This window comes from Brevundimonas sp. PAMC22021 (genome assembly GCF_019443405.1).
In the GTDB taxonomy this organism is placed as follows: domain Bacteria; phylum Pseudomonadota; class Alphaproteobacteria; order Caulobacterales; family Caulobacteraceae; genus Brevundimonas.
Genome location: NZ_CP080376.1, coordinates 2539519 through 2565306 on the forward strand (window position 1 = coordinate 2539519; position 25788 = coordinate 2565306).

Genomic DNA, 25788 nt, shown 5'->3' on the forward strand with positions numbered 1-25788 from the left:
CCTCTGCCTGCGCCTTCTGGACATGACAAAGGCCGCCTCGCCTGGGGCGAAGCGGCCTTGTTGAAGCCTTGTCGATTCAGTCGCGGATCAGGCGGCTTCCTTCTGACGCGAAGGGTGGAAGAACAGCGCCTGGCTGATCGCCGCCTTCACCGTCTCCGGCTGGAAGGGCTTGGTGATCAGGAAGGTCGGCTCGGGACGCTCGCCGGTCAGCAGGCGTTCCGGGAAGGCGGTGATGAAGATCACCGGCACGTCGATGCTCTTCAGGATGTCCTTGACCGCGTCGATGCCGGACGATCCGTCCGCCAGCTGGATGTCGGCCAGCACCAGCCCGGGACGATGGCGCGACACCGCATCGACCGCCTCGTCGTGGGTCGTGGCCGTGCCGGTGACCCGGTGGCCGAGCTCACGCACCAGGCTTTCGATGTCGGCCGAGATGATGGCCTCGTCCTCGATGATCAGCACGTCCGTGGCCAGTTCGGCGTCGATGTCGGACTGAGCGTCGGAAATCAGCCGCTCAACATCGCGCGGATCGGCCGAGAGGATCTGCGCCGCTTCCGAAGGGGTGAACCCTTCCAGCGCCGTCAGCAGAAAGGCCTGGCGCGAGCGCGGCGAGATGCGCATCAGCCGGCGCGAGGCGTCGTCGCCGCCGTCCAGGCCGCTTTCGTCCTCCAGCCGCGCGCCGGTCGAGGACCAGATGGCGTGGAACACATGATAAAGCGCGACGCGAGGCGTCATCTCGGGCGGCAGCTGTTGCTCGCCGGCGGCCAGAGCTTCCAGCGCGACGCGGACATAGTTGTCGCCCGTCGCCTGATCGCCGGTCAGGGCCCGCGCATAACGACGAACATACGGAAGGTGCGGCGCCAGCCTGGCCAAGAGACTCATGAATACTCCCCGACGGAAATCGGCCGCCCCGATGCAATCGGGGAAGCGTTACAGCGGTGCAGAACGTATACACACCACCACGGTTCCCCCACGGCGTGCAAGACCCGCAATAAAGTGCAAGCGCGCCCGGAACCGCGTGCAAGCGGCGGCGTTTAGGCCGCTTGACCATCACACTGCAATTGGGGGCGGTGTCCCGTATATGACTGATTCTTCCCACGCCTCGCGGCGAGACTCTGGCGCGTCCAATGAGGAAGCCGGGCTCGAAGAGGCGCGTCTGCGCCAGCAAGCCATCGGCGTAAAGTTGCGGCACATGTTCGACCAGGTGGTCAACGAGCCGGTTCCCGACGAATTCCTGGACATCCTGCGCCGCGCCGACGCTCGTTCGTCGGAAGGCGATCGCTCATGAGCACTGCACGCCTGGGCGCCGCGCCCAAGCCGCCGTCCGCCGACGACGCGGCCTTCAAGATCGAACTGGTCACCCTGATCCCGCATCTGCGCGCCTTTGCCCGCACGCTGACCGGTGATCCGACCGCGGCCGACGATCTGGCGCAAGACGCCATGATGAAGGCGTGGGACGCCCGCGCCTCGTATCAGATGGGCACCAACATGAAGGCCTGGACCTTCATGATCCTGCGCAACCAGTTCTATTCGGAAAAGCGCCGCTCCTGGCGCCAGTCGCAACTGGATCAGGAAGCCGCCGAGCGCACCCTGGTGGCCGTGGACGACCCCGAGGCGCCGGTCGCCTTGGACGAACTGCGCCAGGCGCTGAAGACCCTGCCCGAAGAGCAGCGCGAAGCCCTGATCCTCGTCGGAGCCGGCGGCTTCGCCTACGAAGAGGCGGCCGAGATCTGCGGCTGCGCCGTCGGCACGGTGAAGAGCCGCGTCAGCCGCGCGCGCCGCGCGCTTCAGGCCACCCTGGAGAAGGGCGGATACGGTCGCGACGGCAAGGCCGCCGGCGACGCCATGCGCTCGATTCTGGCCGACGCCGACCGTCTGAGCGGCGCCCGGAACTGACATGAGGCGCCTGGCGGCCGTGGGCCGAAGTTTCGGTCGCGGCTCGCCCCGTTTTCAGGGCATCCGGTTCCGGCTGGGCGTGTCCATGGCGCTGGCCCTGCTGCCGATCTTCATCCTCAGCATCATCCAGACCCAGGATCACTTCCGCGCCCAGGCGGAAGAGCGGCGCCAGGATCTGGCGCTCGCGGTCGGTCGAAGCGCGGCGGAGACCAAGAGCCGCCTGGACAGCGCGCAGGTGCTGCTCAGGGCCATGAGCCCCGACGTTGACGATCCCGACTGCCGCACCCGAATGGCCGCGCTTGTCGACAGGCTCGAGGGCTATGAGGGGCTCTATCGCCTGACGCCCGACGGCCGGATGGTCTGCGACTCCTCGTCGCCGGCGCCGCCTGTCGCCGATCCCGCCGCCGCCGATCCGCTTTCGATGGAGACGCCCGCCATCAGCGGCCGCAGCAGCGCGGGCGAAGCCTGGTTCCAGCGGTTGCGGCAGGGCGACGAGCTGGTGGTGATGCGCGCGCCGCCCAGCGTCTCTGACGGCCGGCCTTCCCTGATCGTCGCCATTCGCGCGGAGCGGCCCATGGGCGGCTTCGACGGGGCGATGGCTGCGGTCATTCCTCTGCAGACACTGCAGCCGGACATCGACGATCCGTCCCTGCCTGAGGATTCCCAGGCCGCCCTGACCGATGCGGCCGGACAGCTGCTGGTGGCCACCGACCCCGACACCTTTCGTCTTTCGGGAGATCAGGCGCTGAGCGGATGGGTCGCGCGCGCCAACGAGGGCGCGTCGGTATTCCAGGGCAAGGACGCGCATGGAGAGCGGCGCTACTACGCCGGCTCCGTCCTGGCCGGCGGCGATATCTACGCGCTGTTGTCGGCGCCGGCGCCCGGCCTTCTGTCCTGGGCGCGCCTGAACCCGATCGGCACGCTGCTGCTGCCGCTGGGGGCTTGGCTGACGGCGTTCGCGGCGGTGATGCTGCTGTCGGAGCGCATCTTTATCCGCTGGCTCGACTATCTGGAGCGGATCGCCGCCATCTACGCCAAGGGTCGGTTCTCTGTGCGCCCTCTGCAGGCGACGAACGCCCCCTCGGAAATCCGCACCATGGCGCGGACCCTGGACGAAATGGCCGAAGCCATTGTCGCGCGCGACCGTTCACTGACGGAAAGCCTGATGGAAAAGGACGCGCTGATGCGCGAAATCCATCACCGAGTGAAGAACAACCTCCAGATCATCTCTTCGCTGCTGTCGATGCAGCAGAGGGCCCTGACGGATGCGCCGGCCAAGGCGGCGCTCGGCGACACGCGTCAGCGCATCTCCGCCTTGGCCCTGATTTATCGCACGCTTTATCAAAGTGAAGACATCCGCCACGCCGATGCGCGCGAGTTCCTGACCGAGCTGGTGGGTCAGCTGGTCGCCAGCGAAGCGTCGCGCGGGCCTGTGGTGGTCTCCAGGATCGACGCCGACTCCCTGGTGGTCGATCCGGACAAACTGGCGCCCCTGGCCCTGTGGCTGGTCGAGGCGGTCACCAATGCGCAGAAGCACGCCTTTGCCGGTCGCGGCGGGCGGCTGGACGTGCGCTTCCGCGTCAATGGCGACACGAGCGTTCTGGAGGTCGAGGATGACGGCCCGGGCGCCTCGGCCGCCGGCGCCCAGTCCGGCGTGGGCCGCACCCTGATGGGCGCCTTCGCCAAGCAGCTGCGCGGAGAGTTCGAACTGGTCGCCGCGCCGTCGGGCGGGGCCATCGCACGGATGACCTTCGCCACGCCCGAAGCCCTGACCCCGGTGGATCCGACCGACCAGCCCGTTCGGCCGTTCGGAACCGTCGCCCGGCCGTCGCGTTGACTTTGAACAGCCGACGTCAACAACGCCGGCGCCCCATCGGAGCCGCTCCCATGCGCAAGCTGTTCGTTCTCGTCGCCGCGGCCGCCGCCCTGACGACCGCCGCCTGCAACACCATTTCCGGCGTGGGCCGCGACACCCAGGCGGCCGGTCAGGCCGTCACCGACTGCGCCCAGGGCCAGACCTGCTGAGTCGCTCGGACGCGCAACTGAAGACAACACGGGAGGCTCGCCACACGGCGGGCCTCTTTTGCTTTGTGGAGACAGACCGATGACCCAAGATCCTCGCCAGGCCGGCCTCGCTCTGCTGCGCGAACATGCCTTGATCGGCAAAACACCATCGCGTGGATCCGGCGAGAGTATCGCGGTCGATGATCCGGCTACCGGCGAGATCATCGGCCATGTTCCCAGGCTGGGCGCTTCCGAAACCGAACAGGCGATCCAGGCCGCCCATGATGCGTTTCCCGCATGGTCCCAAGGCGATTCCCATGCGCGTGGTCGGTTCCTGCGCGACTGGGCCGGGCTGATCGACGACAACACCGACGGCCTCGCCGCCCTGATGTCGATAGAGAACGGCAAGCCGTTCGAGGAGGCCAAGGGCGAGGTCGCCTACGCCAACGGCTTCATCAAATGGTTCGCCGGCGAGGCCGAACGCCTGGTCGGCGAAACGCACGACACCCCGCTCGGCCACCTGATCCTGACCTTCCGCGAGGCGGTGGGGCCCTGCGCCCTGATCACGCCGTGGAACTTCCCCGCCGCCATGCTGACGCGCAAGCTGGGGCCGGCCTTCGCGGCCGGCTGCACAGCCGTGGTCAAACCGGCGAGCCAGACGCCCTTCACCGCCATCGCCTTGGCGGAGCTGGCCTACCAGGCCGGGCTGCCGGAGGGCGTGCTCAGCGTCGTCACCGGAGACGCGGCCACGATCGGCGGCGCCCTGACCGCTTCGCCCCTGATCCGAAAGCTGTCGTTCACCGGCTCGACGCCCGTGGGTCGGATGCTGGCCGAGCAGTGCGCGCCGACGCTGAAGCGCGTGTCGATGGAACTTGGGGGCGCTGCGCCGCTCATCGTCTTCGCCGACGCCGACCTGGACCTCGCTGTCCGTGAGACCATCAAGGGCAAGTTCCGCAACTCGGGCCAGACCTGCGTCTGTCCCAACCGCGTCTATGTCGAGCGATCGGTGGCGCGCGAGTTCGCGCAACTTCTGGCGGCCGAGGTCGCCAAACTGCCGGTCGGCGGCGGCTTCGACGAGGGCGTCAAGGTCGGGCCCTTGATCGAGGACAAGGCGCTGGACAAGGTCGAGAAGCACGTGGCTGCGGTCCTCGCGGACGGCGGCGAAGTTCTGACCGGAGGGTCCCGTCACCAGCGCGGCGGACGCTTCTTCCAGCCCACGGTGACGCTCGGCGGCGACGATGCCTTGTTCCGCGAGGAAGAGACCTTCGGTCCGCTGGTGCCCGTTTTTCCCTTCGACAGCGAGGAAGAGGTGCTGGGCAAGGCCAACGCCAGCGATCTAGGTCTCGCCTCCTATCTGTTCACGCGCGATCTGGACCGGGCCATGCGGCTGGGCCGACGGATCGAAGCGGGCATGTGCGGGATCAACACCGGCATCATCTCCACCGCGGTCGCGCCGTTCGGCGGCGTCAAACAGTCCGGCTACGGCCGGGAAGGTTCGCACCACGGCGTCGACGAATATGTGAACGTCAAGGCCGTCACCCTGGCCCTTCGCTAGAAACCGCAAGGGGCGCGGCCTTTCGGCGCCCGCCCCTTGTTCAGCATGACAGGGGGATCAGTCCTCTTCGGCCGCTTCCGCCTCTGCCTTGGTCTTGTGCGACACGCCTTCTTCTTCGGCGGGCGGCGAATAGACGGTGAACAGCTTCAGCGGCTCCTCGCCCTTGTTGATGATGTTGTGCAGGGCGCCCTTGGGGATGACCACGATGTGGTTTGGCGTGACCTTGGACCGCGAGCCGTCGACCACGACCTGACCCTCGCCGGCCACGAAAAAGGTGGTCTGGTCGGCGTCGTGCGTTTCTTCGCCGATGTCGTCGCCGGGCTCGATGCTCATCATCACGATCTGGCACTGCTCGTCGTAGTACACCTCCTTCTGGAAGTGCTTGTTGTCGGTGGTCAGCTTGATGATGTCTTTGTTGAAGACGGCCATGATCGGTCCTTGCTCGGGTGGGGAGCCGACTCAACACCCCTGCGCGCACGCGGTTCGGCCGCAGGCTCGAAAAAGCCGCGCATCTGCGGCATAAGCCGCCGATGAAGTTCCTTGATCAGGCCAAGATCTATATCCGCTCTGGCTCGGGCGGCGCGGGCTCCGTGTCGTTCCGGCGCGAAAAGTTCATCCCCAATGGCGGCCCCGACGGCGGCGACGGCGGTCGGGGCGGCGATGTCTGGATCGAGGCGGTGGAGGGGCTGAACACCCTGATCGACTACCGCTACCAGCAGCATTTCAAGGCCCAGACCGGCAACCACGGCCAGGGTCGCCAGATGCACGGCGCCAAGGGCGACGACGTGGTGCTGAAGGTGCCGGTCGGCACCCAGGTGCTGGACGAGGACAAGGAGACGGTGCTGCTGGACATGGATGTCGCGGGCCGGTCCGAACTGCTGCTGAAGGGAGGCAACGGCGGCTGGGGCAACACCCGCTTCAAGGGCCCGGTCAATCAGGCGCCGCGCCACGCCAATCCCGGCCAGGACGGCCAGGAACGGTGGATCTGGCTTCGGCTGAAGCTGATCGCAGATATCGGCCTGGCGGGCCTGCCGAACGCCGGAAAATCGACCTTCCTGGCGGCCGCCAGCGCAGCGCGGCCCAAGGTCGCCGATTATCCCTTCACCACGCTCACGCCCAACCTCGGCATGGTCGATCTGTCGCCGACCGAGCGGTTCGTCATCGCCGACATCCCCGGCCTGATCGAAGGGGCCTCGGACGGCGCCGGCTTGGGCACGCGGTTCCTGGGTCACGTGGAGCGTTCGGCCTCGCTGATCCACCTGATCGACGGCACGCAGGACGATGTGGCCGAGGCCTATCGCATCATCCGGGGCGAGCTGGAGGCCTATGGCGAGGGCCTGGCCGACAAGGCCGAGATCCTGGCGCTGAACAAGATCGACGCCCTGACGCCCGAGATGCGCGAGGAAAAGGCCGCGGAACTCGAAGCGGTGGCGGGTCGCCGGCCCATGCTGGTGTCCGGCGTCTCGGGCGAGGGCGTGCCGGAACTGCTGCGCGCGGCCTGGGCCGAGGTCAGGAAGACGCGCGGCGAAGTCGTCGATCCGGAAGCGGAGATCGCTCAGACCACCGTCTGGACGCCCTGATCCGACATCGCCCGACAACGGTTTGCCGCCGGCTGCGTTCAGGCTACGAACGGTGAAGCTGAGGAGACGCCGGTGACCGCCTTGAGACGCGTGCTGATCTGGTCGATCCTGGCCCTCGTCGTCGGGGCGCTGCTGGTCGCGGCGGGCTATTGGGCCTACTGGAACTTCTATTCCCGCTTTCAGCCGGTGACGATCAGCCGCGCGCCGGCCGAGATCCAGCGCCTGCTGGACGAGGCCTCCTGGGTGTCGCCGGGCGGCGGGGACACGCCGCTCTATATCGTCGCCTACCACGACAACCCGGCCGCCCGTCGCTTCGAGCGCGAGGAAGCGCCGCGACTGCGGGCGGCCGGCGTTGATGTCCGCGCCATTGTCTTTGCGCGGCCTGACCGCAACGGGCAGAGGCAGTCCACGGCGGCCGAGCGCGCCACGGTCGCAGAACTGTGGCTGACGCGCGACTGGACCCTCTATGAGCGGTGGAGCGCCACGCCCGCCAGGCAATGGCCCGCCGAAGACCTGCCAAACGCCGATCGCAATCTGGCTCGCGCGGCGGTGGTCGAGGCCGGACAGGTCTTCGCCGAACGGCTGACGACGCTGCTGCGCGAGGCGGGCGTGGAGGCGCGCTATCCCATCGTGCTGTGGCGCGACCGCCAAGGCTTCCTCAAGGCCTGCGCCTGCGCTGACGACCGATCCTGGGCCTTTGTCCGAGACGACCTCGACGCCTCTGGTCGCTCAACTCCGGCGCGGACGCCTACAGACGCCGAACCGCCCGCCGAGGAGCCGCCGGCCCCTGAGCCGCAACCGGCGCCCGTCGATCCTGGCCTTCCCTATCCGAATCTGCCCGCCATTCCGCCGTCAGCGACGCCTCCAGGGGCGTCTCCACCGTCCGTGAACCCGCCCGCGGCGCCGACACCCCAGACTGCCCCGAACACCCAACCACAGGCTCCGGCCGCAGCGCCTCGATCCCCGCGTCCCGCGCAGCCGCGCCAGCCCCCACAGGCGAAACGCGGCGACGACACCACCTTCTATTGACCGTTCAAAGCTGGGCGCAGGCGGCGATCAGGCGCTCGACGTCATCCGCGTCTTGATAAAGGCCGAAGCCGAAGCGGATCACATCGTCGCGCACGTCGGTGACGATGTCGCGGGCCAAGAGCGCCTCGCGCCAGCGCGCCGCCTCCGGATGGCGCAGCGCCAGGAAGCGCGCGCGCGCGCCCTCCCCATCGAGCGGATTGAGCAGGGCCGCCTGCGACAAGGGACCGGCTTGGCCGTCCGCCGCCGCGTCCTGGAACAAACGCATCAGGGTGCGGGCGTGGTCCGCGACCGCAGCCGTATCCAGCCCTCGTTCCGCCAGCATCCTGCGCGCTGCGTTGAAGCGATACAGCGCCGAACAATCAAACGTCGCGCCCCAGAAGCGACCGCCGTCGCTGCGGTACTGGACCCCGCCTGGCGGCCCCGACAGGTCGCCGAACTCCGCGAACCAGCCGGTGATCGCCGGACGCGGGCAGAAGCCGTCCGGCGCATGCAGGAAGCAGGCCCCCTCTCCCGCCATGGCGTATTTGTATCCGCCTGCGGTGTAGAACACCCGATCCGCCACGCGCGACAGGTCGGTCGGCGTCGCCATGAAGCCGTGGTAGCCGTCGATCAACACCCAGGGCCCTTCCGGCCGCGCCAGCTCCGCCAGCGCCTCGAACCGATCGAACACCTGACCGGTGCGGAAAAAGACGTGGCTCGCCACGATCCAGTCGTAGGCGCCCTGTTCGGCCGCTGCGAGGAACCGCTCGCTGAAAGTGCCGAACGGCTCCAGCGGCACGCGCGTGACCACCGCCTCGCCCGTTTCGATCCAGCGATCCGCCTGGCGGCGGAACGAGTGAAACTCGCCGTCCGTGGACAGGATACGGACCGGCCGGCGCTCGAACCCGGAGAAGATGCGCAGCAGAAAATCGTGGGTGTTGGACGAGAACACCACGCTGTCCGGCGAAGGCAGGTTCAGCTCGCGCGCGACATGCCCCTGAGCCTCCGGGATCACCTGTCCGAACACCAGGTCCCACTTGCGATCCGCATGGGCGTTCGCGTCGATCCACGCCTGCTGCTGCGCCTCGAAGCTCGCATCGGGCCACAGATGATGGCTGTGCGCGGCGAAATGCAGCCGGTCCGGCGCAAGCGACAGGGCGCGAGAGAACAGGGGCTTGAACGTCATCTTCGCACCAGATCGAACAACACCGCATCATGCGCACGCGATCCATGTACGATCGCAAGGATGCGAAGTTCGGCAGGCAGAACGGCGTAATAGATGTTGCAGGACCCATGGACCGCACGCCGGATGCGCGCGTCGAAGCTGGCGCTTGGATGGATCAACGGAGACGCGCTCAACTCCAACGCCGCTTGACGAAGCTCCGCGACGAAACTGCGTGCTCTTCGCGGGTTGTCCTTGGAAATGTGGTCGGCGATATCTTCCAGGTCGCGGGCGCTCCCCAAGGAGAAGACGACCTTCATTCTCCCCGCTCTTGAGCGTCGATCATCGCCTGGTACTTCGCTTCAAGGCGTGTGAAGACCACGTCAGCGTCTATCCCGGCGCCATCCAGTCCGGCCGAGAGACGACGTTTCAAGGCACTCGCCTCAGGATCTTCGGCGCCACGGCCGATGAGCCAGTGATGCACGGCCTCAGTCAGTGCGTCTCCAGTCGAGGCGAACTCTCCCGACGAGACGGCGGAACGGAGGCCGTCAGCGATCTCCGCCGACGCCTCGAAGGTGATGCGCTCAGGCTTGCCCATGGCAACCTCCTTTCCGCTCAAGATCGTGCAACGACGCACTCGCGGCAAGAGCGGAGGCCCCGAAAGCCTCTCGCGTCAGACCAGCGCCCCGTGGCAGTGCTTGAACTTGCGGCCCGACCCGCAGGGGCAGGCGGCGTTGCGGCCGGTCATTTCCCAGCCGACGGGCAGGGCCTCGACCGGCAGGCGGGCGCGATCGTCCCCGATCAGCTGACCTTCCGGGTTCTGGGCGGCCGGGTTGGCCATTTCGTTCTCGCCGGTGCCGGGGTTCAGGTGGATTTCCTGGAACTCCGGCAGTTCGGGCGGCGGCTGGAAGCGGAACTCCACTGTCATCAGCCAGCGCGTCACATTGTGGCGCAGCTCGTGCAGCAGGTTCTCGAACAGGGTGAAGGCTTCGGTCTTGTACTCGTTCAGCGGATCGCGCTGGCCATAGCCGCGCAAGCCGATCACGCCGCGCAGGTGGTCCAGATGGACCAGGTGCTCGCGCCACTGCATATCGATCATCTGCAGCATGAACTGCTTTTCGAGGCCGCGGGTCTGGTCGGCGCCGATCAGCTCCAGCCGCTCGGCCGCGCGCGCGGCGGCGGCGTCCTGCAGCCGCTCCTCGATCTCTTCGTTGGACACGCCCTCCTCGGCCGCCCAGTCGCGCAGCGGAAGCTCCAGCCCCAGGGTCGAGCGGACCTTTTCGTCCAGCCCCTCGATGTCCCACTGCTCGGCATAGGCCTTGGGCGGCATGTAGCGTTCGACCAGATCGGCCACGACCTCGCGGCGGAAGTCGCCGACCAGCTCGGACAGGTCGGTGGAATCCATGAACTCCTGGCGCTGCTCGAACACGGCCTTGCGCTGGTCGTTCACGACGTCGTCGTACTTCAGCAGGTTCTTGCGGATGTCATAGTTGCGCTGCTCGACCCGCTTCTGCGCGGTCTCGATGGCGCGGTTCAGCCACGGGTGGGTGATCGCCTCGCCCTCAGCCACGCCAAAGGTCTTCATGATCGAGTCGAGGCGGTCGCCGGCGAAGATGCGCAGCAGGTCGTCCTCGCACGACAGGTAGAATTTCGACACGCCGGGGTCGCCCTGACGTCCGGTGCGCCCGCGCAGCTGGTTGTCGATGCGGCGGCTCTCGTGGCGTTCGGTGCCCAGCACGAACAGCCCGCCGGCGGTCAGTGCCTTCTGCTTCTGCACCGCGATATCGGCCTTGAACTCGGCCTCGGTGGCCTGTTCGGCCTCGGGCGTCACCTCGACGGCCATGTTGCGCTGTTCCAGCAGCCACTTTTGCATCCTCATCTCGAGGTTGCCGCCCAGCTGGATGTCGGTGCCGCGTCCGGCCATGTTGGTGGCGATGGTGACCGCGCCCGGAAGGCCCGCATCGGCGACGATATAGGCTTCCTGCTCATGCTGGCGCGCGTTCAGCACGCTGTGCGGGATGCCGCGCAGCCGGGTCTCGTAGGTGATGTCATAGGCGGCGTCGCCAACCTTTTCCGCCTCTTTGGCCTTGCCCGCGTATTCGGACTTCAGCGTGCGCGCGGTCTCGACCTTGTATTCGTAGCGGCTCAGCAGGTCCGACAGCTGTTCCGAACGCTCGATCGACACGGTGCCGACCAGGATCGGCTGACCGGCCAGGTGGCACTCGGCGATCTGACGGGCGATGGCCTCGTTCTTCTCGGCGTGGGTGCGATAGACCTCGTCGTCGTGGTCCTTGCGCTGGATCGGCCGGTTGGTCGGCACCTCCAGCACGTCCATCTTGTAGATATCGCCGAACTCCTGCGCCTCGGTGGCGGCGGTGCCGGTCATGCCCGACAGCTTTTCGTACAGGCGGAAGTAGTTCTGGATGGTGACCGAGGCCAGCGTCTGGTTCTCGGGTTGGATCTTGACGCCCTCCTTGGCCTCGATGGCCTGGTGCAGGCCTTCGGACAGGCGGCGTCCGGTCATCATGCGACCGGTGAACTCGTCGATCAGGACGATCTCTTCGCCCTTGATGATGTAGTCCTTGTCGCGCTGGTACAGGGTGTTGGCGCGCAGGGCCTGGTTGGTGTGGTGCACCAGGCTGATGTTGGCGGCGTCATACAGGCCGGTGGTGTCCTCGGCGAAGTGGCCGCCGGCTTCCAGCGCCTGCTCGATCCGCTCGGAGCCTTCCTCGGTCAGCAGGACCTGCTTCTGCTTTTCGTCCAATTCGTAGGTCGACTTGTCGGTGATCAGCTCTTTGATCAGGCCGTCCAGAATCTTGTACAGGTCCGAACGATCCTCGGTCGGGCCCGAGATGATCAGGGGCGTGCGCGCCTCGTCGATCAGGATGGAGTCGACTTCGTCGACGATGGCGAAGTTGTGCGGGCGCTGCACCATCTCGCGCCGGTCATAGACCAGGTTGTCGCGCAGATAGTCGAAACCGAACTCGTTGTTGGTGCCGTAGGTGACGTCGGCGGCGTAGGCCGCCTGCCGCTGGCCCTGGCTGAGGCCGTTGACGATCACGCCGACCTCGAGGCCGAGGAAGCGGTACACGCGGCCCATGGTCTCAGCGTCGCGTCGCGCCAGATAGTCGTTGACGGTGATGACGTGCACGCCCTTGCCCGCCAGCGCGTTCAGATAGACGGGCGCCACGGCGACCAGCGTCTTGCCTTCGCCGGTCCGCATTTCGGCGATGCCGCCTTCATGCAGGATCATGCCGCCGGCCAGCTGCACGTCGTACTGGCGCTGTCCCAGCACCCGCTTGGAGGCCTCGCGCACCACGGCGAAGGCTTCGGGCAGGATCTTGTCCAGGCTTTCGCCGCGCTCCAGCCGGTCCTTGAAGGCGTCCGTCATCATCCGCAGCTCGTCGTCGGACAGGGCGGCGAACTTGGGCTCCAGCACATTGATGCGCTGGGCCTGGTCCTGGAAAGCCTTGACCTTGCGGTCGTTGGAAGAGCCGAAGAGTTTCTTGGCGAAGCCGAGCATGTTGGATCCGGTAGGCGGTCAGGCGTCTGGAGCTTGAGCGGCTCTGAAATCCCGAGTGGGGCGGCGGTGATGCGGACCAGCCAGGCGTCCGACCGGCGGCGACCCCGTCGCCGTGAAACTGGCGCACGCGAAGGGCCGCGCGGACGATCAAAACCCCTCGACTTGGGCGCAGGCCGGACTTAAGCACCGCCTCTACCCCTGTCAACGCAAGGGGTTTTCACGCCCCCTGCGACGGAGCGCGCCCCATGAGCCCCATCCGGCGAACTCCCGGTCCCATCGTGATCCTGCTCGCCGCCAGCCTGGCGATGTCGGCCTGTGGGCGCGGCGGCGGCGATCGTGCGCCGGAGCCGAACGATCGCGCCGTGGCCGCCGTGCAGGGCCAGACCATCTGGGCCTCGGACGTCAAGCGCGAGGCGGTGGCGCAGGGGCTGATCGGCGAAGGCGAGACTCTGGACGTCACCTCCGACCTGTTCCGCCGGGTGCTGGACGAGGTCATCGACCAGAAGCTGCTGGCGCGCGAGGCCGAGCGCCGCAAGCTGGACGACTCGCCGCTGGCCGAGCGACGGCTCGAGGCCACGCGCGAGCGTATCCTGGGGGACATGCTGGTCGAGACGGTGGTCAACGGCGCCGTGTCCGAGAAGGCCGTCGAGACCCTCTACAACGAGCAGCTCAGGCTGGCGAAGAGCTCCGAAGAAGTGCGGGTGCGCCTGATCCTGTCGCGCACAAAGCCGGAGGCCGACGCGGTGCTGGGCATCCTGGGCCAGGGCGCAGCGTTCGAGGCGGTGGCCAGCGAGCGGTCAGTTGACGAGGCGACGCGCTTTTCCGGCGGCGACCTCGGCTATTCCACACTGGACGTGATGCCCCAGGCCTATGCCGATGCACTGCGCGACCGGCCCGCCGGATCGGTCGTCGGGCCGTTCCAGACGGAGGGCGGCTGGGCGGTGCTGCGGGTCGAGGATCGCCGGCGCGAGACGCCGCCGACGCTGGAACAGGCGCGCCCGCAGATCGTCCGCTATCTGACCTATGAAGGCGTGCGCCAATTGCTGGAGCAGTTGCGGGGCAAGGCCGAGGTCGATGTGATGCTTCCCGCCGACACGCCCGTCACGCCCCGTCCGGGCGCCTCCGCGCCGGCGGCATGATCATGAGCAAGCCCCCCTCCAGGACCGTCTCTACCGGCCACAAGATCGAACAGGCGCTTGAGAAGGCGCTGGATCCGCTGGCGTCGGCGCTGAAGCGCGCCACACGCACGTCCGGCGGAGCCGCCGCAACGCCGGAAGCCGCGCCGGCGGGAAAGCCCGGCCTCAAGGTCTCGCCTTTGGCCGTGCCGTTCCCGGCCATTCCGCCCATCGGAGGCGTAGAGATCGCGACGACCCGCGCCGGCTTCTACAAGCATGAGCGCGACGATCTGGTGGTGTTCCGCTTCGCCGAGGACACCAACTGCGCCGGCGTCCTGACCCGGCACAAGGTGGGGTCGGCCCCGGTGGACTGGTGCCGTCGGCGTCTGGAGGCGGCGGACGGCGGCAAGGGCGTGCGCGCCCTGGTGGTCAACGCGGGATGCGCCAACGCCTTTACCGGCAAGCAGGGCGCCGACGCGGCCCGGCGCACGGCCTCCGAGGTCGCCAAGCGGTTCGGCTGTCGCCAGCGCGACGTGATGCTCGCCTCGACCGGCGTGATCGGCGTGGTGCTGGACGACGGCAAGATAGCCGCGCGGTTGCCGCAGATCACCGCTTCGCTCCACGCCGACAACTGGGCGGCGGCCGGTCGCGGCATCATGACCACCGACACCTTCCCCAAGGGCGCCTACGCCGAGGCCGAGATCGAGGGGCATACGGTCCGCATCGCCGGGATCGCCAAGGGCTCGGGCATGATCGCGCCCGACATGGCGACCATGCTGGCCTTTATCGTCACCGACGCCTGCATCGCGCCGCCGGTCCTGAAGGCGCTGCTGGGCTTGCATGTGCGGACCACCTTCAACTCGGTGACGGTGGACGGCGACACCTCCACCAATGACGCCTGTCTGATGTTCGCCACCGGCGCATCCGGCGCGCCGCGCATCGGCCGCGTCGGCGACCGACGGCTGAAGGATTTCTCGGCCGCGCTCGACCGCGTCATGCTGGACCTAGCGCACCAGCTGGTGCGCGACGGCGAGGGCGCCACCAAGTTCGTGCGGGTCCAGGTGGACGGCGCCGCCTCTCCCGCCTCGGCCCGCAAGCTCGCCAAGTCAATCGCCGACAGCCCTCTGGTCAAAACCGCCATCGCCGGCGAGGACGCCAACTGGGGCCGGGTGGTCATGGCGGTCGGGAAAACCGAAGAGCCGGTGGACCGCGACCGTCTCGCCATCCGCTTCGGCCCCCACGTCGCGGCGATCGACGGCGCGCCCGCCGCCGACTACGACGAGGCGACCATGAGCGCCTACATGAAGAACGCCGAGATCGACATCAGCGTGGACGTCGGCTCCGGCCGCGCCTCCGCCACCGTCTGGACCTGCGATCTCACCAAGGGCTACATCGAAATCAACGGCGACTATCGCAGCTGATGGTCAAGTCGTCCGAGAAGCTGGCGCGCCAGATGGCGGCCCGCGGCTGGACGATGGCGCAGGTCGAGGAGGCGGTGGAGCGTGGGCTCAGGCACGCCGCCGTCCGTCGCGAGACAAACAGCCCGGCCACGCGTTATGTTCATCCACAAACAGGGCGTTCGGTCGTGATTGACGACAGGTCCGGAGAGATCATTCATGTCGGCGGTGACGGCTTCATCTATTGAATGGATCGACATCCACGTTCGTCTTCTCGACGAGGCCGTCGACGTCTGGCGGCCTGTTCCCGCTCGCTCGATCAGCGAGCATGTGTACCGTTTGGCCAGCACACCCGCGCCGCTTGACGAGACCTGGGCCTTCCGACCCGGTGAGGAGGTCGTGGTCGAGCACCGGCTGACGGACGGACGGGACGTCATGGTCGCTGTGGCCCGCGCCGTGGACGTGGACGAGCGGTCCCGCTCCTGGCTCAGGAAGGCGGGGTGACCGCGCCGTTGAAGACTGTCTTCGTCGTCGCCGTCGCCCTGATCGACCCCGACGGACGGGTGCTGATCGCGCAACGGCCCGAGGGCAAGCCGTTGGCCGGCCTTTGGGAGTTTCCTGGCGGCAAGGTCGAGGCGGGCGAGCGGCCGGAACAGGCTCTGATCCGTGAGCTGAAGGAAGAGCTCGGCATCGACGTCAATGAAGCGTGTCTCGCGCCGTTCGTTTTCGCCAGCCACGCTTACGATTCGTTTCACCTGTTCATGCCATTGTACCTGTGCCGGCGCTGGTCCGGCGTGGTCGTCGCGCGCGAGCACGCCGGCCTGGCCTGGGTGAAGCCGAACCGATTGTCGGACTATCCCATGCCTCCGGCCGACGAACCCCTGGTCGCCTGGCTGCGCGACTTGCTCTGACGTTTCGCCATAAGGAGGGCGGCCATGCGACGACCATCGCTTTCCATCCTCAGACGGCTGACGCGCGACCGGAAGGGCGCCACGGCCATGGAGTACGGCCTGATCGTCGCTCTGATCTCCATCGCCATCGTGGCCGCTCTCGGCGGGATCGGCTCCAAGATCGGCGCCGCACTGATCCGGCTCGCGGAGGCCCTCGGCTAGTCGGGCTACTCGCCCGTTTGTTCCTTGACGCCCAGCGCGTCCGCCAGCCGCATCTTCGCCGAGCCGCGCGGCAGCGGCTTTTGCTGGCTCTCATGCGGCGCCCAGCCGGCCAGATGGATGATCTCGAAGCTGGCCGGGATGCGCCCGTCCGCCTCGCCATGACGCTCGGCGTAGAGCGCCGCCGCGCGTGCGATCACGCCTCGGCTTAACGGTCGAACGGCTCCGGCCAGCCCGTTGGTCTCGCCCATCGCCCGCAGGTCGCGGATCAGGGCGAACACATCCGGATAGCGGACGGTGAAACGGTCCACGTCCGAGACCGGCAGGGCGAACCCGGCCCGCTGCAGCAGCGCCGCGCCGTCATAGGCGTCGGCGAATGGCGAGACCCGCGCCTGCGCCCCGCCGCGCTCGGCCAGTTCAGCCTCGGTCAGCACGGCGCGCAGTTCCTTCAGCGTGCCGGCCCCGAACAGCGCGCCGATGAACAGGCCGTCGGGCTGCAAGGCGCGCCGGATCTGCGCCAGCGCCCCGGGCAGATCGTTGGCCCAGTGCAGCGTCAGAAGCGACACGATCAGGTTTGCGGACGCGTCCGCGATCGGCAGGGCTTCGGCCCCTGGCGCCGCGCGCTGGCGCAAGCTCGCCGGCCTAGCAACGGGTCCCACGCGGTCCGAGGCGTCGCTTGTGCGAACCGCCGCTTCGAACACGCCTGCGTGCGCCGACAGGTCGACGGCGACGGGGAAATCCCGCAGGATCGCCTCCAGGCTGCCGGCCGCGTTCTCGGCCGCTCTTTGGTGCAGGAAGTCGGCCTGGGCAAAGGTCGAGGCCGCTCGGCGCAGGCGGGCTTCGCGTCTTGCGGGATCAAAGATGCGGGGCGGTCCGGACGGGTCTGGGGGGGAAGGCGTCATGCACGACCAAGATGGAGGCTGGCGGGGCGCGTGCAAAGCCGCCTCCCTGCATTTGCGCGAGGCCGGTCGCGGACTGGCCGACCTGATCCTGCCGCCGGTCGCCCACGACAGCCGCGAGGCCAGCGCCTCGGCCGGCCTGCCGCCCGACGCCTGGAGCCGCATCGTCTTTCTGGAGGCGCCGGTGTGCGACGGCTGCGGCGCGGCGTTCGAGTTCGACGGCGGCGTCTTCGCCTCCGACCGGTGCGCCGCCTGCATCGCCCAGCCCTACGCCTTTGCGCGGGCGCGGGCGGCCTGCGTCTACGACGAGGCGTCACGCGGGCCGATCCTGCGCTTCAAACATGGCGACCAGCAGCAGTTCGGCCCACTGTTCGCCCGGTGGATAGGCCGCTCTGCCGCCGATCTGCTGATCGAAGCGGATGCAATCGCGCCCGTGCCGCTGCACCCCTTTCGCCTCCTGTCACGCCGCTTCAACCAGGCGGCCGAGATCGCCCGGCCGCTCGCCCGGCATGCCCGCCTCGACTATCTGCCCGACGCCCTGGTTCGTACGACGCACACCACCAGCCAGGGCGGCAAGAGCGCCCGCGGCCGCCGGCTGAACGTCAAGAAGGCCTTTGTCGTCACGGAAATTGGCCGCAGACGGATCAAGGGGCGGCGCATCCTTCTGGTGGACGACGTGTTGACCACGGGCGCGACGGCCGAGGCCTGCGCTCGCGCCCTGATCGACGCCGGGGCGAGGGCGGTGGACCTGGCGGTCGTCGCCCGGGTGCGAACCGCCCGGCAACTGACTATCTAGGCGCCATCAACTTCAGGAGTTCTCCCTTGGCCGACATCGTCATCTACACCAAGCCCGGCTGCCCCTACTGCTCGCGCGCCAAGGCGCTGCTGGAGCGCAAGGGCGCGGACTACCAGGAGATCGTCGCCTCGAACGATCCGGCGCTGAAGGCCGAGATGGTGGAGAAGTCGGGCGGCAAGGCCACCTTCCCGCAGATCTTCATCGACGGACAGCACGTCGGCGGCTGCGACGACATCCACGCCCTGGACGCGCGCGGCGGTCTGGATCCCCTGCTCGCCGCCTGAGCCCGAGGATGGACGGCGGCCTCGACATCGCGCTGATCCAGACGCGCACGCCGGCGACGGCGGAGGCGGCGTTGGCGCATGTCGAGCCGCTGATCCGGCAGGCGGCGGCGCAAGGCGCGCGCTTCATTCTGACGCCGGAAGGGACCAACCTTCTGGAGCAGCGCCGAGACCATCGCCTGGCCGTTCTGGCCGGTGAGGACGAAGACGTGGCCGTGATCAGCCTGCGGCGACTGGCGGCGGAACTCGGCGTCTGGTTGCTGATCGGCTCGGCCATCGTCAGGTCAGAGCGATCGGGCGACGATCGCGCCGCCAACCGCTCGCTGCTGATCGATCCGAACGGCGGCGTCGCGGCGCGCTACGACAAGCTGCATGTGTTCGACGTCGATCTGCCGAACGGCGAAACCTATCGTGAGAGCGCGGGCGTCCGCCCGGGCGACGGCGCGGCGGTGGCGGAGACGCCCTGGGGCCGGCTGGGCCTCAGCGTCTGCTACGACATCCGCTTTCCGCACCTGTACCGACAGCTTGCCAAGGCCGGCGCGCGCATGATCGCCGTGCCCGCCGCCTTCACCGCACCGACGGGCGAGGCGCACTGGGAGGTGCTGTTGCGCGCCCGGGCCATCGAGACGGGAGCCTTTATCCTGGCCCCGGCGCAGGGCGGTCTGCACGAGGACTGCCGCCGCACCTGGGGCCGCTCGACCGTGGTGTCGCCCTGGGGCGAGGTTCTGGCGCGCGCAGATCACGACGAGCCTTGCATCGTGACGGCAAAGCTGGACATGGAGGCGGTGGAAAAGGCTCGACAAGCCATCCCGTCCCTGCTCCACGACCGCGAGTTCGCTCCCGCCCGATGATCCGCTACGCCCTCCGCTGCGATCAGGCCCATGGCTTCGAGGCCTGGTTCGGCTCCTCTTCCGACTATGACGACCAGGCCGCACGCGGACTGGTCGAATGCCCGTTCTGCGGCTCGCATGCGGTGGAGAAGGCGATCATGTCCCCCGCCGTTGGTGGGACGCGCACATCGGCCGACGCGCCTGACGTCGCTCGCAAGATGCAGACGATGATGATGGAGGCCGCGCGCGAGGTCCGCGCCCATGTCGAGGCCAACTTCGACTACGTCGGCGACCGCTTCGCCTGCGAGGCCCGCGACATTCACGAAGGTCGTTCCGAGAAGCGCGATATCTACGGCGAGGCGACGCCTGTCGAGGTCAAAAAGCTGAAGGAAGACGGCGTGCCCGTCTCCGCCCTCCCCGCGCCGCCGCCCGAACCTGAGAAGCTGAATTGACCGACCTGATTTGGCGGCCAATGCGGTTGGCGGATGTCGACGCCGTGGTCGAGATCGCTCGCCTGTCCTTTCCCGACCACCCGGAAGACCGCTTCTGTTTCGAGAACCGCCTAGGGCTCTATCCGGAGGGCGGCTTTGTTCTGGCGGCGGGCGACGGCAAGGCGTGCGGCTACCTGATCGCCTATCCCTGGCGGGCGGACGCCGCACCCCCGCTGAACAGCTGTTTCGAACGCCTGCCGGACGACGCCGCCCTGATCTATCTGCACGACCTCGCCATCCACCCGGAGGCGCGCGGCGGCGGGACGACGGCGGCGATCATCGAACGCCTGGCGGATCAGGCCCGTGCGGACGCCTGGCCTGCGCTGGCCCTGGTCGCCGTTAACGCCGCCGCCCCTTTCTGGATGCGTCACGGCTTCGAGCCGCGCGATCCGCCGGGCATGGCCGAGAAGCTGGCGACCTACGGTCCGGACGCCCGCTACATGGTTCGCCTGCTCTAAACCGCTAGTCGCGCAGCGCGACCATCATATAGTTGACGGCCGCGTCGTCCGTCTCGCTCCAGCGATCCGACAGCGGATCGTAGGCCAGGCCATAGGGGCCATGCACCGACAGCGGCTCGCCCGACAGCATCAGTCGCATCTCGTCCGGCTGAAGGAACTGGCGCCAGTCGTGGGTGCCGGCCGGCACCCAGCGCAGCACATACTCGGCCGCCACCTTGCCCAGCAGCAGCGAGCGCAGCGTGCGGTTCAGCGTCATCACCATCAGCATGCCGCCGGGCTTCACCAGGCGGGCGCAGGTTCGGATGAAAGCCTCCGGATCGGCGACGTGCTCGATCACCTCCATGGCCAGCACCACATCGAAGGGGCCGGCGCCGTCCGCTTCCATCTGCTCCACCGTCGCCGCGCGATAGCGGATGTCGAGACCGACCTGGATCGCATGCGCGCGCGCCGTGCCGATGTTCTCGGACGAGGCGTCTATGGCGGTGACTTCGAAGCCCATCCGCCGCATCGGCTCGGCCAAGAGGCCGCCGCCGCAGCCGATATCGATCAGGCTCAATCCCCCGAAGGGCGAGCGCGCCTTGGGATCACGCCCGAACCGCGTCGCCGCATGATCCCGGATCAGCTTCAGCCGCGCGGGATTGAACCGGTGCAGCGGCGCGAATGGCCCGCGCGCATCCCACCATTCGGCGGCTTGCGCGGAGAAGCGCGCCACATCGGCCGGGTCGATCGAGGCGCCGGAGGCGATCTCCTCGCCGCTTGCAGAAAAACCCTCTTGCGGGCGGGGTAGGCGAGGCGTGGCTGTGCCGTTAGAAGCGCTCATGGACGGGAGGGATGGACCCTCGCGCCCGCTCACGCAAGACAGCCAGCACCAAGGGGCGACACGCGACGATGACGCGGCCGGACAGTTCACCGCAGACGACTTCGCGACTGGTGATGAAGTTCGGCGGCACCTCCATGGGCGACCTGGAGCGCATCCGCAGGGCCGCCCGGATCGTCGCGGCGGAGGCCGCTTCCGGCAAGAAGGTGGCCGTGGTCGTCTCGGCCATGGCCGGCAAGACCAACGAGTTGGTGGCCTGGACCGACGGCGCGGGACCGTCGGCCGTCGATGGCGTCCTGCCGGACGATGAATACGACGTGGTGGTCGCCTCGGGCGAACAGGTCACCTCGGGGCTTCTGGCGCTGACGCTGCGCAACATGGGGCTGAACGCCCGGTCGTGGATGGGGTGGCAGGTGCCGATCCTGACCGACGAGGCGCACGGCCGCGCGCGCATCGTCGACATCCCCGGCGAGGCGCTGGGCGCCGCGCTGGACGGCGGCGAAATCGCGGTGGTGCCGGGCTTCCAGGGCGTGACGCCGGGCGGGCGGATCACCACCCTGGGACGCGGCGGCTCGGACACCTCGGCGGTGGCGGTGGCGGCGGCGCTGGAATGTCCCTGCGACATCTACACTGACGTGGACGGCGTCTACACCACCGACCCCCGCATCGAGAGCCGCGCCCGGCGCCTGAACAAGGTCTCCTACGAGGAGATGCTGGAAATGGCGTCGCTGGGAGCCAAGGTGCTGCAGACCCGCTCGGTCGAACTGGCGATGGCCAAGCAGGTGCCGGTGCGGGTGCTGTCCAGCTTTATCGAACCCGATGCGGACGGCGTCATGCCGGACAAGGGCGGGACCCTGATCTGCGACGAGGAGGAAATCGTGGAAAAGCGCATCGTGTCCGGCGTGACCATGAGCCGCGACGAGGCTCGGATCACCTTGCTGGGCCTGTCCGACCGGGTAGACGCCCCGGCCGATGTCTTCACCCGCCTGGCCGAGGCCAACGTCAACGTCGACATGATCGTGCAAAGTCAGGCGCGCACGGCGGGAACGGTGAACCTGACCTTCACCACCGGCCGCCGCGACGCGGTGCGGGCGGCCGAGCTGATGCGCGCGGCGAAGGAGCAGCTGTCGTTTGAGGAAATCCGCGTCGACGAGGACGTGGCCAAGGTTTCGGTCGTCGGCGTCGGCATGCGCAGCCACGCGGGCGTGGCCCAGACCATGTTCAAGGCGCTGGCCGACAAGGGCGTCAAGTTCCAGGCCATCTCGACTTCCGAGATCAAGATCAGCGTCCTGATCGACGCCGCCTATGCGGAACTGGCGGTGCGCGCACTACATTCGGCCTACGGCCTGGAAGCGGTCTAGGAAGCAACGGAAACGGCGCGTCTCTTGCGCTGAGGAACAGGAGCCAGGATGCCGGCGGGCGGAGCGATGACGAGGGGGCCGAGAAACCTCCTGCGCCAGATCCGCGAGGCGCTGGGCGGGGCCGGCGCGGGCGCGACTCCGGCGCAGGACCGGCTGAACATGGTGGTGCGGATCATCGCCCGCTCCATGGTCGCCGAAGTCTGCTCCATCTATCTGCGCAGGGCTTCGGGCGAGCTTGAGCTGTTCGCCACCGAAGGCCTGAACCCCGAGGCCGTGCACAACACCCGCCTGCGCCCAGGCGAAGGCCTGGTCGGCGAGGTCGCGCGGCTGGCCCAGCCGGTCAGCCTGTCGGATGCGCCGACGCACCCCAGCTTCTCCTATCGGCCGGAAACGGGCGAAGACCCCTATCACGCCTTCCTCGGCGCGCCGCTGCTGCGGGGCGGTCGGGCGATCGGCGTGCTGGTGGTGCAGAACCGCACCGAGCGCCGCTACGACGAGGACGAGGTCGAGGACATCCAGACCATCGCCATGGTGCTGGCCGAAACCGTCGCCTCCGGCGAGCTGCTGGGCCCCGACGAGCTGCGCGACGTGGAGCTGGCTCCCCATCGGCCCGAACGGCTACGCGGCCAACGGTTCGCCGAAGGCCTGGCTTATGGCCATGTCGTGCTGCACGAGGCGCCGCTGGCGCCCGAGCGGCTGCTGTCCGACGACCCGGCCATGGAAGAGGCCCGGCTGAAGCTGGGCCTGGCGGCGCTGAAGTCGGGTCTCGACGCCATGCTGGAGGGCGGCCAGGGTCTGGCTGGCCCGTCGTTCGAGGTGCTGGAAACCTATCGCATGTTCGCCGACGACCGGGGCTGGAACCGGTCGCTGGAGGAGGCGGTGCGCAACGGCCTTACCGCCGAGGCGGCCGTGGACCGCGTGCGCAACGAACACCGCGCCCGCTTCGCCCAAGCGCGCGACCCCTACATCCGCGAGCGGCTGCACGACTTCGAGGACTTGGCCAACCGCCTGTTGCGCGTGCTGGCGGGCGACAAGCCGGGCGAGCGTGAACTGCCGGACGATGCCATCCTGGTGGCGCGCAACCTGGGGCCGGCCGATCTGCTGGAATATCCGCGCGACAAGCTGAAGGGTCTGCTGCTGGAGGAAGGCTCGGCCGCCAGCCACGCCGCCATCGTCGCCCGCGCGCTGCAGATTCCCTGCGTCGGGCGCCTGGCCGGCCTGCGCGACCGGTTGTCCGAGAACGACATGGTCATCGCCGACGGCGAAACCGGCGAAGCCTATCTGCGGCCCCGACCCGACATGCTGGAGGCGGTGCAGTCGCGCATGGCCGTGCGGGACCAGCGCCGCGCCGAGTTCGCCCTGCTGCGCGACACCCCGGCCATGACGCTGGACGGCCAGCGGATCACCCTGTTGACCAACGCCGGTCTGGCCGTCGATCTGGAGAACCTAAACGAGACGGGCGCGGAGGGCATCGGCCTGTTCCGCACCGAGTTCCAGTTCATGGTCTCCGACGAACTGCCGCGGCTGGATGCGCAGACCGCGCTCTACCGGCTGGTTCTGGACTCCGCCGGCAGCCGCCCTGTCGTGTTCCGCACCCTGGACATCGGCGGCGACAAGGTGCTGCCCTATCTCGAAGCCGAGCGGGAGGAGAACCCGGCGCTCGGCCGCCGCGCCATTCGTCTGGGGCTGGACCGGCCCTCGCTGCTGCGGCTCCAGCTGCGGGCCCTGCTGACCGCCGCCGCCGGGCGAGAGCTGCGGGTCATGTTCCCGATGATCGCCACGGTGGACGAGTTCCGCGCCGCGCGCGAACTGGTCGACATCGAATGCGCCTGGGCTCGCCGTCGGGGCCGCGCCCTGCCGGCGCTGCTGCGCGTGGGCGCGATGATCGAGTGCCCTTCGGTGCTGTGGCACCTGGACGCCCTGCTGCCGCTGACGGACTTCGTCTCGATCGGCACCAACGACCTGTTCCAGTACATGTTCGCTGCCGATCGCACCAATCCGCTGGTGTCGGATCGCTACGACCCGCTATCGCCGCCGGCGCTGCGTGCGCTGCAGACGATCCAGAAGGCCTGTGCCGACACCGGCACGCCCGTGTCCATCTGCGGCGAGCTGGCGGGACGGCCGCTGGAGGCGTTCGTGCTGATCACCCTGGGCTTCACCCGCCTATCGGCGCCCGCCGGCGGCGTGGGGCCGGTCAAGCGCATGATCCTGTCGACCGATCTTTCGGCCGCAAGGCGCGGCATGAACACGCTTCTGGGCCTGTCCTCGAGTTCGATCCGGGGCGAAATCGAGTCGCTGGCGCGCAAGCTGAACATCGCGGTCTGACGTCGCCTGTCGCGGCGTTCCGCGTTGAGCCCCCCGGGCCGATCGGCTATGTCTCTCGTCCATGACGCGAACGGCTGTGGACCCTGTCCAGGCGCAACCTTCTGGCGAGGTCGACCCGGTCGATGCGGCCTCGACGCTCGGCGACGCCTTGCGTCAGGCGCGCGAAGCCTCCGGCTGGTCGCTGGCGCAGCTATCGACGGAAACCCGCGTCCACCCGCGCTTTCTCATCGCGCTGGAGCAGAACGACTGGTCGTCGCTGCCGTCACGGGTGTTCGCCGCCGGCTATGTGCGCGCCTACGCCAGTGCGCTGCGGCTGAACGAGGCTGCAGCGGTTGAGCGGTTCAAGCGGGACAGTCCTGACACCTCGACCCCGCTCAAGGCCCCCATCGGCATCGCCTTCGAGGATGTTCGCCGGCAGTCGCCGCGCGTGATCGCGGCGGTGGCGGTGCTGGTCGTCGCGGTGATCGGCTGGAACATCTTTCAGCGCGCCAGCCTGCGCCAGGCCCCGCACCCGTCCGACATCGCCGCCGTTCCCAAGACCTGGGCCGAGCAGGACGCGGCCAGCCAACTGAAGGCCGTCGCCCTGAACGCGCCGCGGCAGGCGCCGCCGGACCAGACCACGCCGGAACTCTACGTCACGCCCGGGCTGGAGATGCAGTTGACCGGGATCGATCCCGCGGACCCTGAAGCGGTCGCGGCGGCGGCGGCCCTGAAGGCGCAACCGGTGCAGCGCGCCTTTAATCCGCGCGGCGCGGTCTATGGCGCGCCGGCGACGGCCTCGCAGGTGGTGCTGCAAGCCAAGAAGCCGACCGGCCTGGTGGTGCGCCTGAACAGCGGCCAGGTGCTGTTCGCCCGGCAGCTGGCCCGGGGCGAATCCTGGCGCGCGCCGCTGAACGTGCCGGCGGTGGTGGACGCCTCAGAGCCGGCCGCCTTCGACGTCTATCTGAACGGCGAGCACGCCGGCGCCCTGGAACAGCCGCTGACGCCCTTGCAGACGTTGAACGGCCGCGCCCAGACCATGGCGCGGGACGTGCAGGCCCAGGCCGCCGCCGAAGCCGAGGCGAACGCCCGGCGTCTGGCGGCTCAGCAGCAGGCGGCCCAACAAGAGGCGGCTCGGCGGGCCGTCCAGCCCCCGGCCGGCGCATCGCCGTCAACGCCCGCCGGCTGATGCGCGGGGCCGT

The 25788-nt window shown here is 68.5% G+C and carries 29 protein-coding genes; 21 read left to right on the forward strand and 8 right to left on the reverse strand.

Features of this window, described 5'->3' with window-relative positions:
* Positions 1 to 87 precede the first annotated feature (87 nt).
* Complete coding sequence (locus KY493_RS12540) at positions 88 to 882, reverse strand: response regulator (RefSeq protein WP_219896663.1); 795 nt, start codon at positions 880 to 882, stop codon at positions 88 to 90.
* Positions 883 to 1081: 199 nt separating this feature from the next.
* Between KY493_RS12540 and KY493_RS12545 the strand changes: the two genes are divergently transcribed.
* From KY493_RS12545 to KY493_RS12565, 5 genes are all read left to right on the forward strand, one after another.
* Positions 1082 to 1288, forward strand: a complete 207-nt coding sequence (locus tag KY493_RS12545; RefSeq protein WP_219896664.1) for a NepR family anti-sigma factor — start codon at positions 1082 to 1084, stop codon at positions 1286 to 1288.
* On the forward strand, positions 1285 to 1896 hold the full coding sequence (locus KY493_RS12550) for a sigma-70 family RNA polymerase sigma factor (protein ID WP_219896665.1): 612 nt from the start codon (positions 1285 to 1287) through the stop codon (positions 1894 to 1896). Before KY493_RS12545 ends, KY493_RS12550 begins: the two co-directional genes overlap by 4 nt.
* A 1-nt stretch (position 1897) precedes the next feature.
* Entirely contained in the window at positions 1898 to 3733 is a 1836-nt protein-coding gene (locus KY493_RS12555) for a sensor histidine kinase (protein WP_219896666.1), read from the forward strand.
* A 50-nt stretch (positions 3734 to 3783) separates the two neighbouring features.
* Positions 3784 to 3921: an entericidin A/B family lipoprotein gene (locus KY493_RS12560; RefSeq protein ID WP_219896667.1), complete on the forward strand. Its 138-nt coding sequence runs from the start codon at positions 3784 to 3786 to the stop codon at positions 3919 to 3921.
* Positions 3922 to 4000: 79 nt separating this feature from the next.
* The gene (locus KY493_RS12565) at positions 4001 to 5455 is read left to right on the forward strand and encodes an NAD-dependent succinate-semialdehyde dehydrogenase (protein WP_219896668.1); all 1455 of its coding nucleotides are present in this window, start codon (positions 4001 to 4003) and stop codon (positions 5453 to 5455) included.
* A 57-nt stretch (positions 5456 to 5512) separates the two neighbouring features.
* On the opposite strand, the gene KY493_RS12570 is transcribed toward KY493_RS12565, so the two are convergent.
* A complete protein-coding gene (locus KY493_RS12570) occupies positions 5513 to 5884 on the reverse strand; it encodes a cupin domain-containing protein (protein ID WP_219896669.1) in 372 nt (123 codons plus the stop codon).
* 101 nt (positions 5885 to 5985) lie between these two features.
* Between KY493_RS12570 and obgE the strand changes: the two genes are divergently transcribed.
* Together obgE and KY493_RS12580 are read left to right on the forward strand one after the other, a co-directional pair.
* A complete protein-coding gene (gene obgE / locus KY493_RS12575; protein ID WP_219896670.1) occupies positions 5986 to 7035 on the forward strand; it encodes a GTPase ObgE in 1050 nt (349 codons plus the stop codon).
* Positions 7036 to 7107: 72 nt separating this feature from the next.
* On the forward strand, positions 7108 to 8064 hold the full coding sequence (locus KY493_RS12580) for a hypothetical protein (RefSeq protein ID WP_255567893.1): 957 nt from the start codon (positions 7108 to 7110) through the stop codon (positions 8062 to 8064).
* Positions 8065 to 8068: 4 nt separating this feature from the next.
* On the opposite strand, the gene KY493_RS12585 is transcribed toward KY493_RS12580, so the two are convergent.
* From KY493_RS12585 to secA, 4 genes are all read right to left on the reverse strand, one after another.
* The gene (locus tag KY493_RS12585) at positions 8069 to 9229 is read right to left on the reverse strand and encodes an aminotransferase class V-fold PLP-dependent enzyme (RefSeq protein ID WP_219896671.1); all 1161 of its coding nucleotides are present in this window, start codon (positions 9227 to 9229) and stop codon (positions 8069 to 8071) included.
* Positions 9226 to 9525: a type II toxin-antitoxin system RelE/ParE family toxin gene (locus KY493_RS12590; RefSeq protein WP_219896672.1), complete on the reverse strand. Its 300-nt coding sequence runs from the start codon at positions 9523 to 9525 to the stop codon at positions 9226 to 9228. The genes KY493_RS12585 and KY493_RS12590 overlap by 4 nt, the downstream gene beginning before the upstream one ends.
* Positions 9522 to 9803 (reverse strand): hypothetical protein, encoded by a 282-nt coding sequence (locus KY493_RS12595; protein ID WP_219896673.1) that lies wholly within the window; start codon positions 9801 to 9803, stop codon positions 9522 to 9524. The genes KY493_RS12590 and KY493_RS12595 overlap by 4 nt, the downstream gene beginning before the upstream one ends.
* Before the next feature lie 75 nt (positions 9804 to 9878).
* Positions 9879 to 12728 carry a preprotein translocase subunit SecA gene (gene secA / locus KY493_RS12600; protein WP_219896674.1) on the reverse strand — a complete coding sequence of 950 codons (2850 nt, stop codon included), beginning with the start codon at positions 12726 to 12728 and terminating at the stop codon, positions 9879 to 9881.
* Positions 12729 to 12973: 245 nt separating this feature from the next.
* Here secA and KY493_RS12605 point away from each other — a divergent pair, with 245 nt between their 5' ends.
* Genes KY493_RS12605 through KY493_RS12630 form a run of 6 tightly spaced genes read left to right on the forward strand, consistent with a single transcriptional unit; the run spans position 12974 to position 16352 of the window.
* The gene (locus tag KY493_RS12605; RefSeq protein WP_219896675.1) at positions 12974 to 13867 is read left to right on the forward strand and encodes a peptidylprolyl isomerase; all 894 of its coding nucleotides are present in this window, start codon (positions 12974 to 12976) and stop codon (positions 13865 to 13867) included.
* 2 nt (positions 13868 to 13869) lie between these two features.
* A complete protein-coding gene (gene argJ, locus KY493_RS12610) occupies positions 13870 to 15264 on the forward strand; it encodes a bifunctional glutamate N-acetyltransferase/amino-acid acetyltransferase ArgJ (RefSeq protein ID WP_219896676.1) in 1395 nt (464 codons plus the stop codon).
* Positions 15264 to 15488 (forward strand): colicin E5-related ribonuclease, encoded by a 225-nt coding sequence (locus KY493_RS12615; protein ID WP_219896677.1) that lies wholly within the window; start codon positions 15264 to 15266, stop codon positions 15486 to 15488. The genes argJ and KY493_RS12615 overlap by 1 nt, the downstream gene beginning before the upstream one ends.
* The gene (locus KY493_RS12620; RefSeq protein WP_219896678.1) at positions 15460 to 15744 is read left to right on the forward strand and encodes a hypothetical protein; all 285 of its coding nucleotides are present in this window, start codon (positions 15460 to 15462) and stop codon (positions 15742 to 15744) included. The genes KY493_RS12615 and KY493_RS12620 overlap by 29 nt, the downstream gene beginning before the upstream one ends.
* Positions 15745 to 15752: 8 nt before the next feature.
* Positions 15753 to 16151 (forward strand): (deoxy)nucleoside triphosphate pyrophosphohydrolase, encoded by a 399-nt coding sequence (locus KY493_RS12625; RefSeq protein WP_370627381.1) that lies wholly within the window; start codon positions 15753 to 15755, stop codon positions 16149 to 16151.
* Between the two features lie 24 nt (positions 16152 to 16175).
* Positions 16176 to 16352 (forward strand): Flp family type IVb pilin, encoded by a 177-nt coding sequence (locus tag KY493_RS12630; RefSeq protein ID WP_219896680.1) that lies wholly within the window; start codon positions 16176 to 16178, stop codon positions 16350 to 16352.
* 5 nt (positions 16353 to 16357) lie between these two features.
* Here the strand turns inward: KY493_RS12630 and KY493_RS12635 are convergent, their stop codons facing one another.
* A complete protein-coding gene (locus KY493_RS12635; protein WP_219896681.1) occupies positions 16358 to 17251 on the reverse strand; it encodes a methyltransferase domain-containing protein in 894 nt (297 codons plus the stop codon).
* Between KY493_RS12635 and KY493_RS12640 the strand changes: the two genes are divergently transcribed.
* Genes KY493_RS12640 through KY493_RS12660 form a run of 5 tightly spaced genes read left to right on the forward strand, consistent with a single transcriptional unit; the run spans position 17250 to position 20104 of the window.
* Complete coding sequence (locus KY493_RS12640; RefSeq protein ID WP_219896682.1) at positions 17250 to 18044, forward strand: ComF family protein; 795 nt, start codon at positions 17250 to 17252, stop codon at positions 18042 to 18044. The genes KY493_RS12635 and KY493_RS12640 overlap by 2 nt on opposite strands.
* A 26-nt stretch (positions 18045 to 18070) precedes the next feature.
* On the forward strand, positions 18071 to 18328 hold the full coding sequence (gene grxC / locus KY493_RS12645; RefSeq protein WP_219896683.1) for a glutaredoxin 3: 258 nt from the start codon (positions 18071 to 18073) through the stop codon (positions 18326 to 18328).
* An 8-nt stretch (positions 18329 to 18336) separates the two neighbouring features.
* Positions 18337 to 19176 (forward strand): carbon-nitrogen hydrolase family protein, encoded by an 840-nt coding sequence (locus KY493_RS12650; RefSeq protein WP_219896684.1) that lies wholly within the window; start codon positions 18337 to 18339, stop codon positions 19174 to 19176.
* Positions 19173 to 19607 carry a DUF1178 family protein gene (locus KY493_RS12655; protein ID WP_219896685.1) on the forward strand — a complete coding sequence of 145 codons (435 nt, stop codon included), beginning with the start codon at positions 19173 to 19175 and terminating at the stop codon, positions 19605 to 19607. The genes KY493_RS12650 and KY493_RS12655 overlap by 4 nt, the downstream gene beginning before the upstream one ends.
* On the forward strand, positions 19604 to 20104 hold the full coding sequence (locus KY493_RS12660; RefSeq protein WP_255567894.1) for a GNAT family N-acetyltransferase: 501 nt from the start codon (positions 19604 to 19606) through the stop codon (positions 20102 to 20104). Before KY493_RS12655 ends, KY493_RS12660 begins: the two co-directional genes overlap by 4 nt.
* Positions 20105 to 20108: 4 nt before the next feature.
* Here the strand turns inward: KY493_RS12660 and ubiG are convergent, their stop codons facing one another.
* The gene (gene ubiG, locus KY493_RS12665) at positions 20109 to 20924 is read right to left on the reverse strand and encodes a bifunctional 2-polyprenyl-6-hydroxyphenol methylase/3-demethylubiquinol 3-O-methyltransferase UbiG (RefSeq protein ID WP_219896686.1); all 816 of its coding nucleotides are present in this window, start codon (positions 20922 to 20924) and stop codon (positions 20109 to 20111) included.
* Between the two features lie 68 nt (positions 20925 to 20992).
* Between ubiG and KY493_RS12670 the strand changes: the two genes are divergently transcribed.
* The 3 genes from KY493_RS12670 to KY493_RS12680 all read left to right on the forward strand — a co-directional run bounded on the left by KY493_RS12670 (position 20993) and on the right by KY493_RS12680 (position 25775).
* The gene (locus KY493_RS12670; protein ID WP_219898559.1) at positions 20993 to 22282 is read left to right on the forward strand and encodes an aspartate kinase; all 1290 of its coding nucleotides are present in this window, start codon (positions 20993 to 20995) and stop codon (positions 22280 to 22282) included.
* Positions 22283 to 22330: 48 nt separating this feature from the next.
* Positions 22331 to 24607 carry a phosphoenolpyruvate--protein phosphotransferase gene (gene ptsP, locus KY493_RS12675; RefSeq protein WP_219896687.1) on the forward strand — a complete coding sequence of 759 codons (2277 nt, stop codon included), beginning with the start codon at positions 22331 to 22333 and terminating at the stop codon, positions 24605 to 24607.
* Between the two features lie 61 nt (positions 24608 to 24668).
* Positions 24669 to 25775, forward strand: coding sequence for a helix-turn-helix domain-containing protein (locus KY493_RS12680; protein WP_219896688.1), 1107 nt, complete (start codon positions 24669 to 24671; stop codon positions 25773 to 25775).
* The last annotated feature ends 13 nt before the right edge of the window (positions 25776 to 25788 follow it).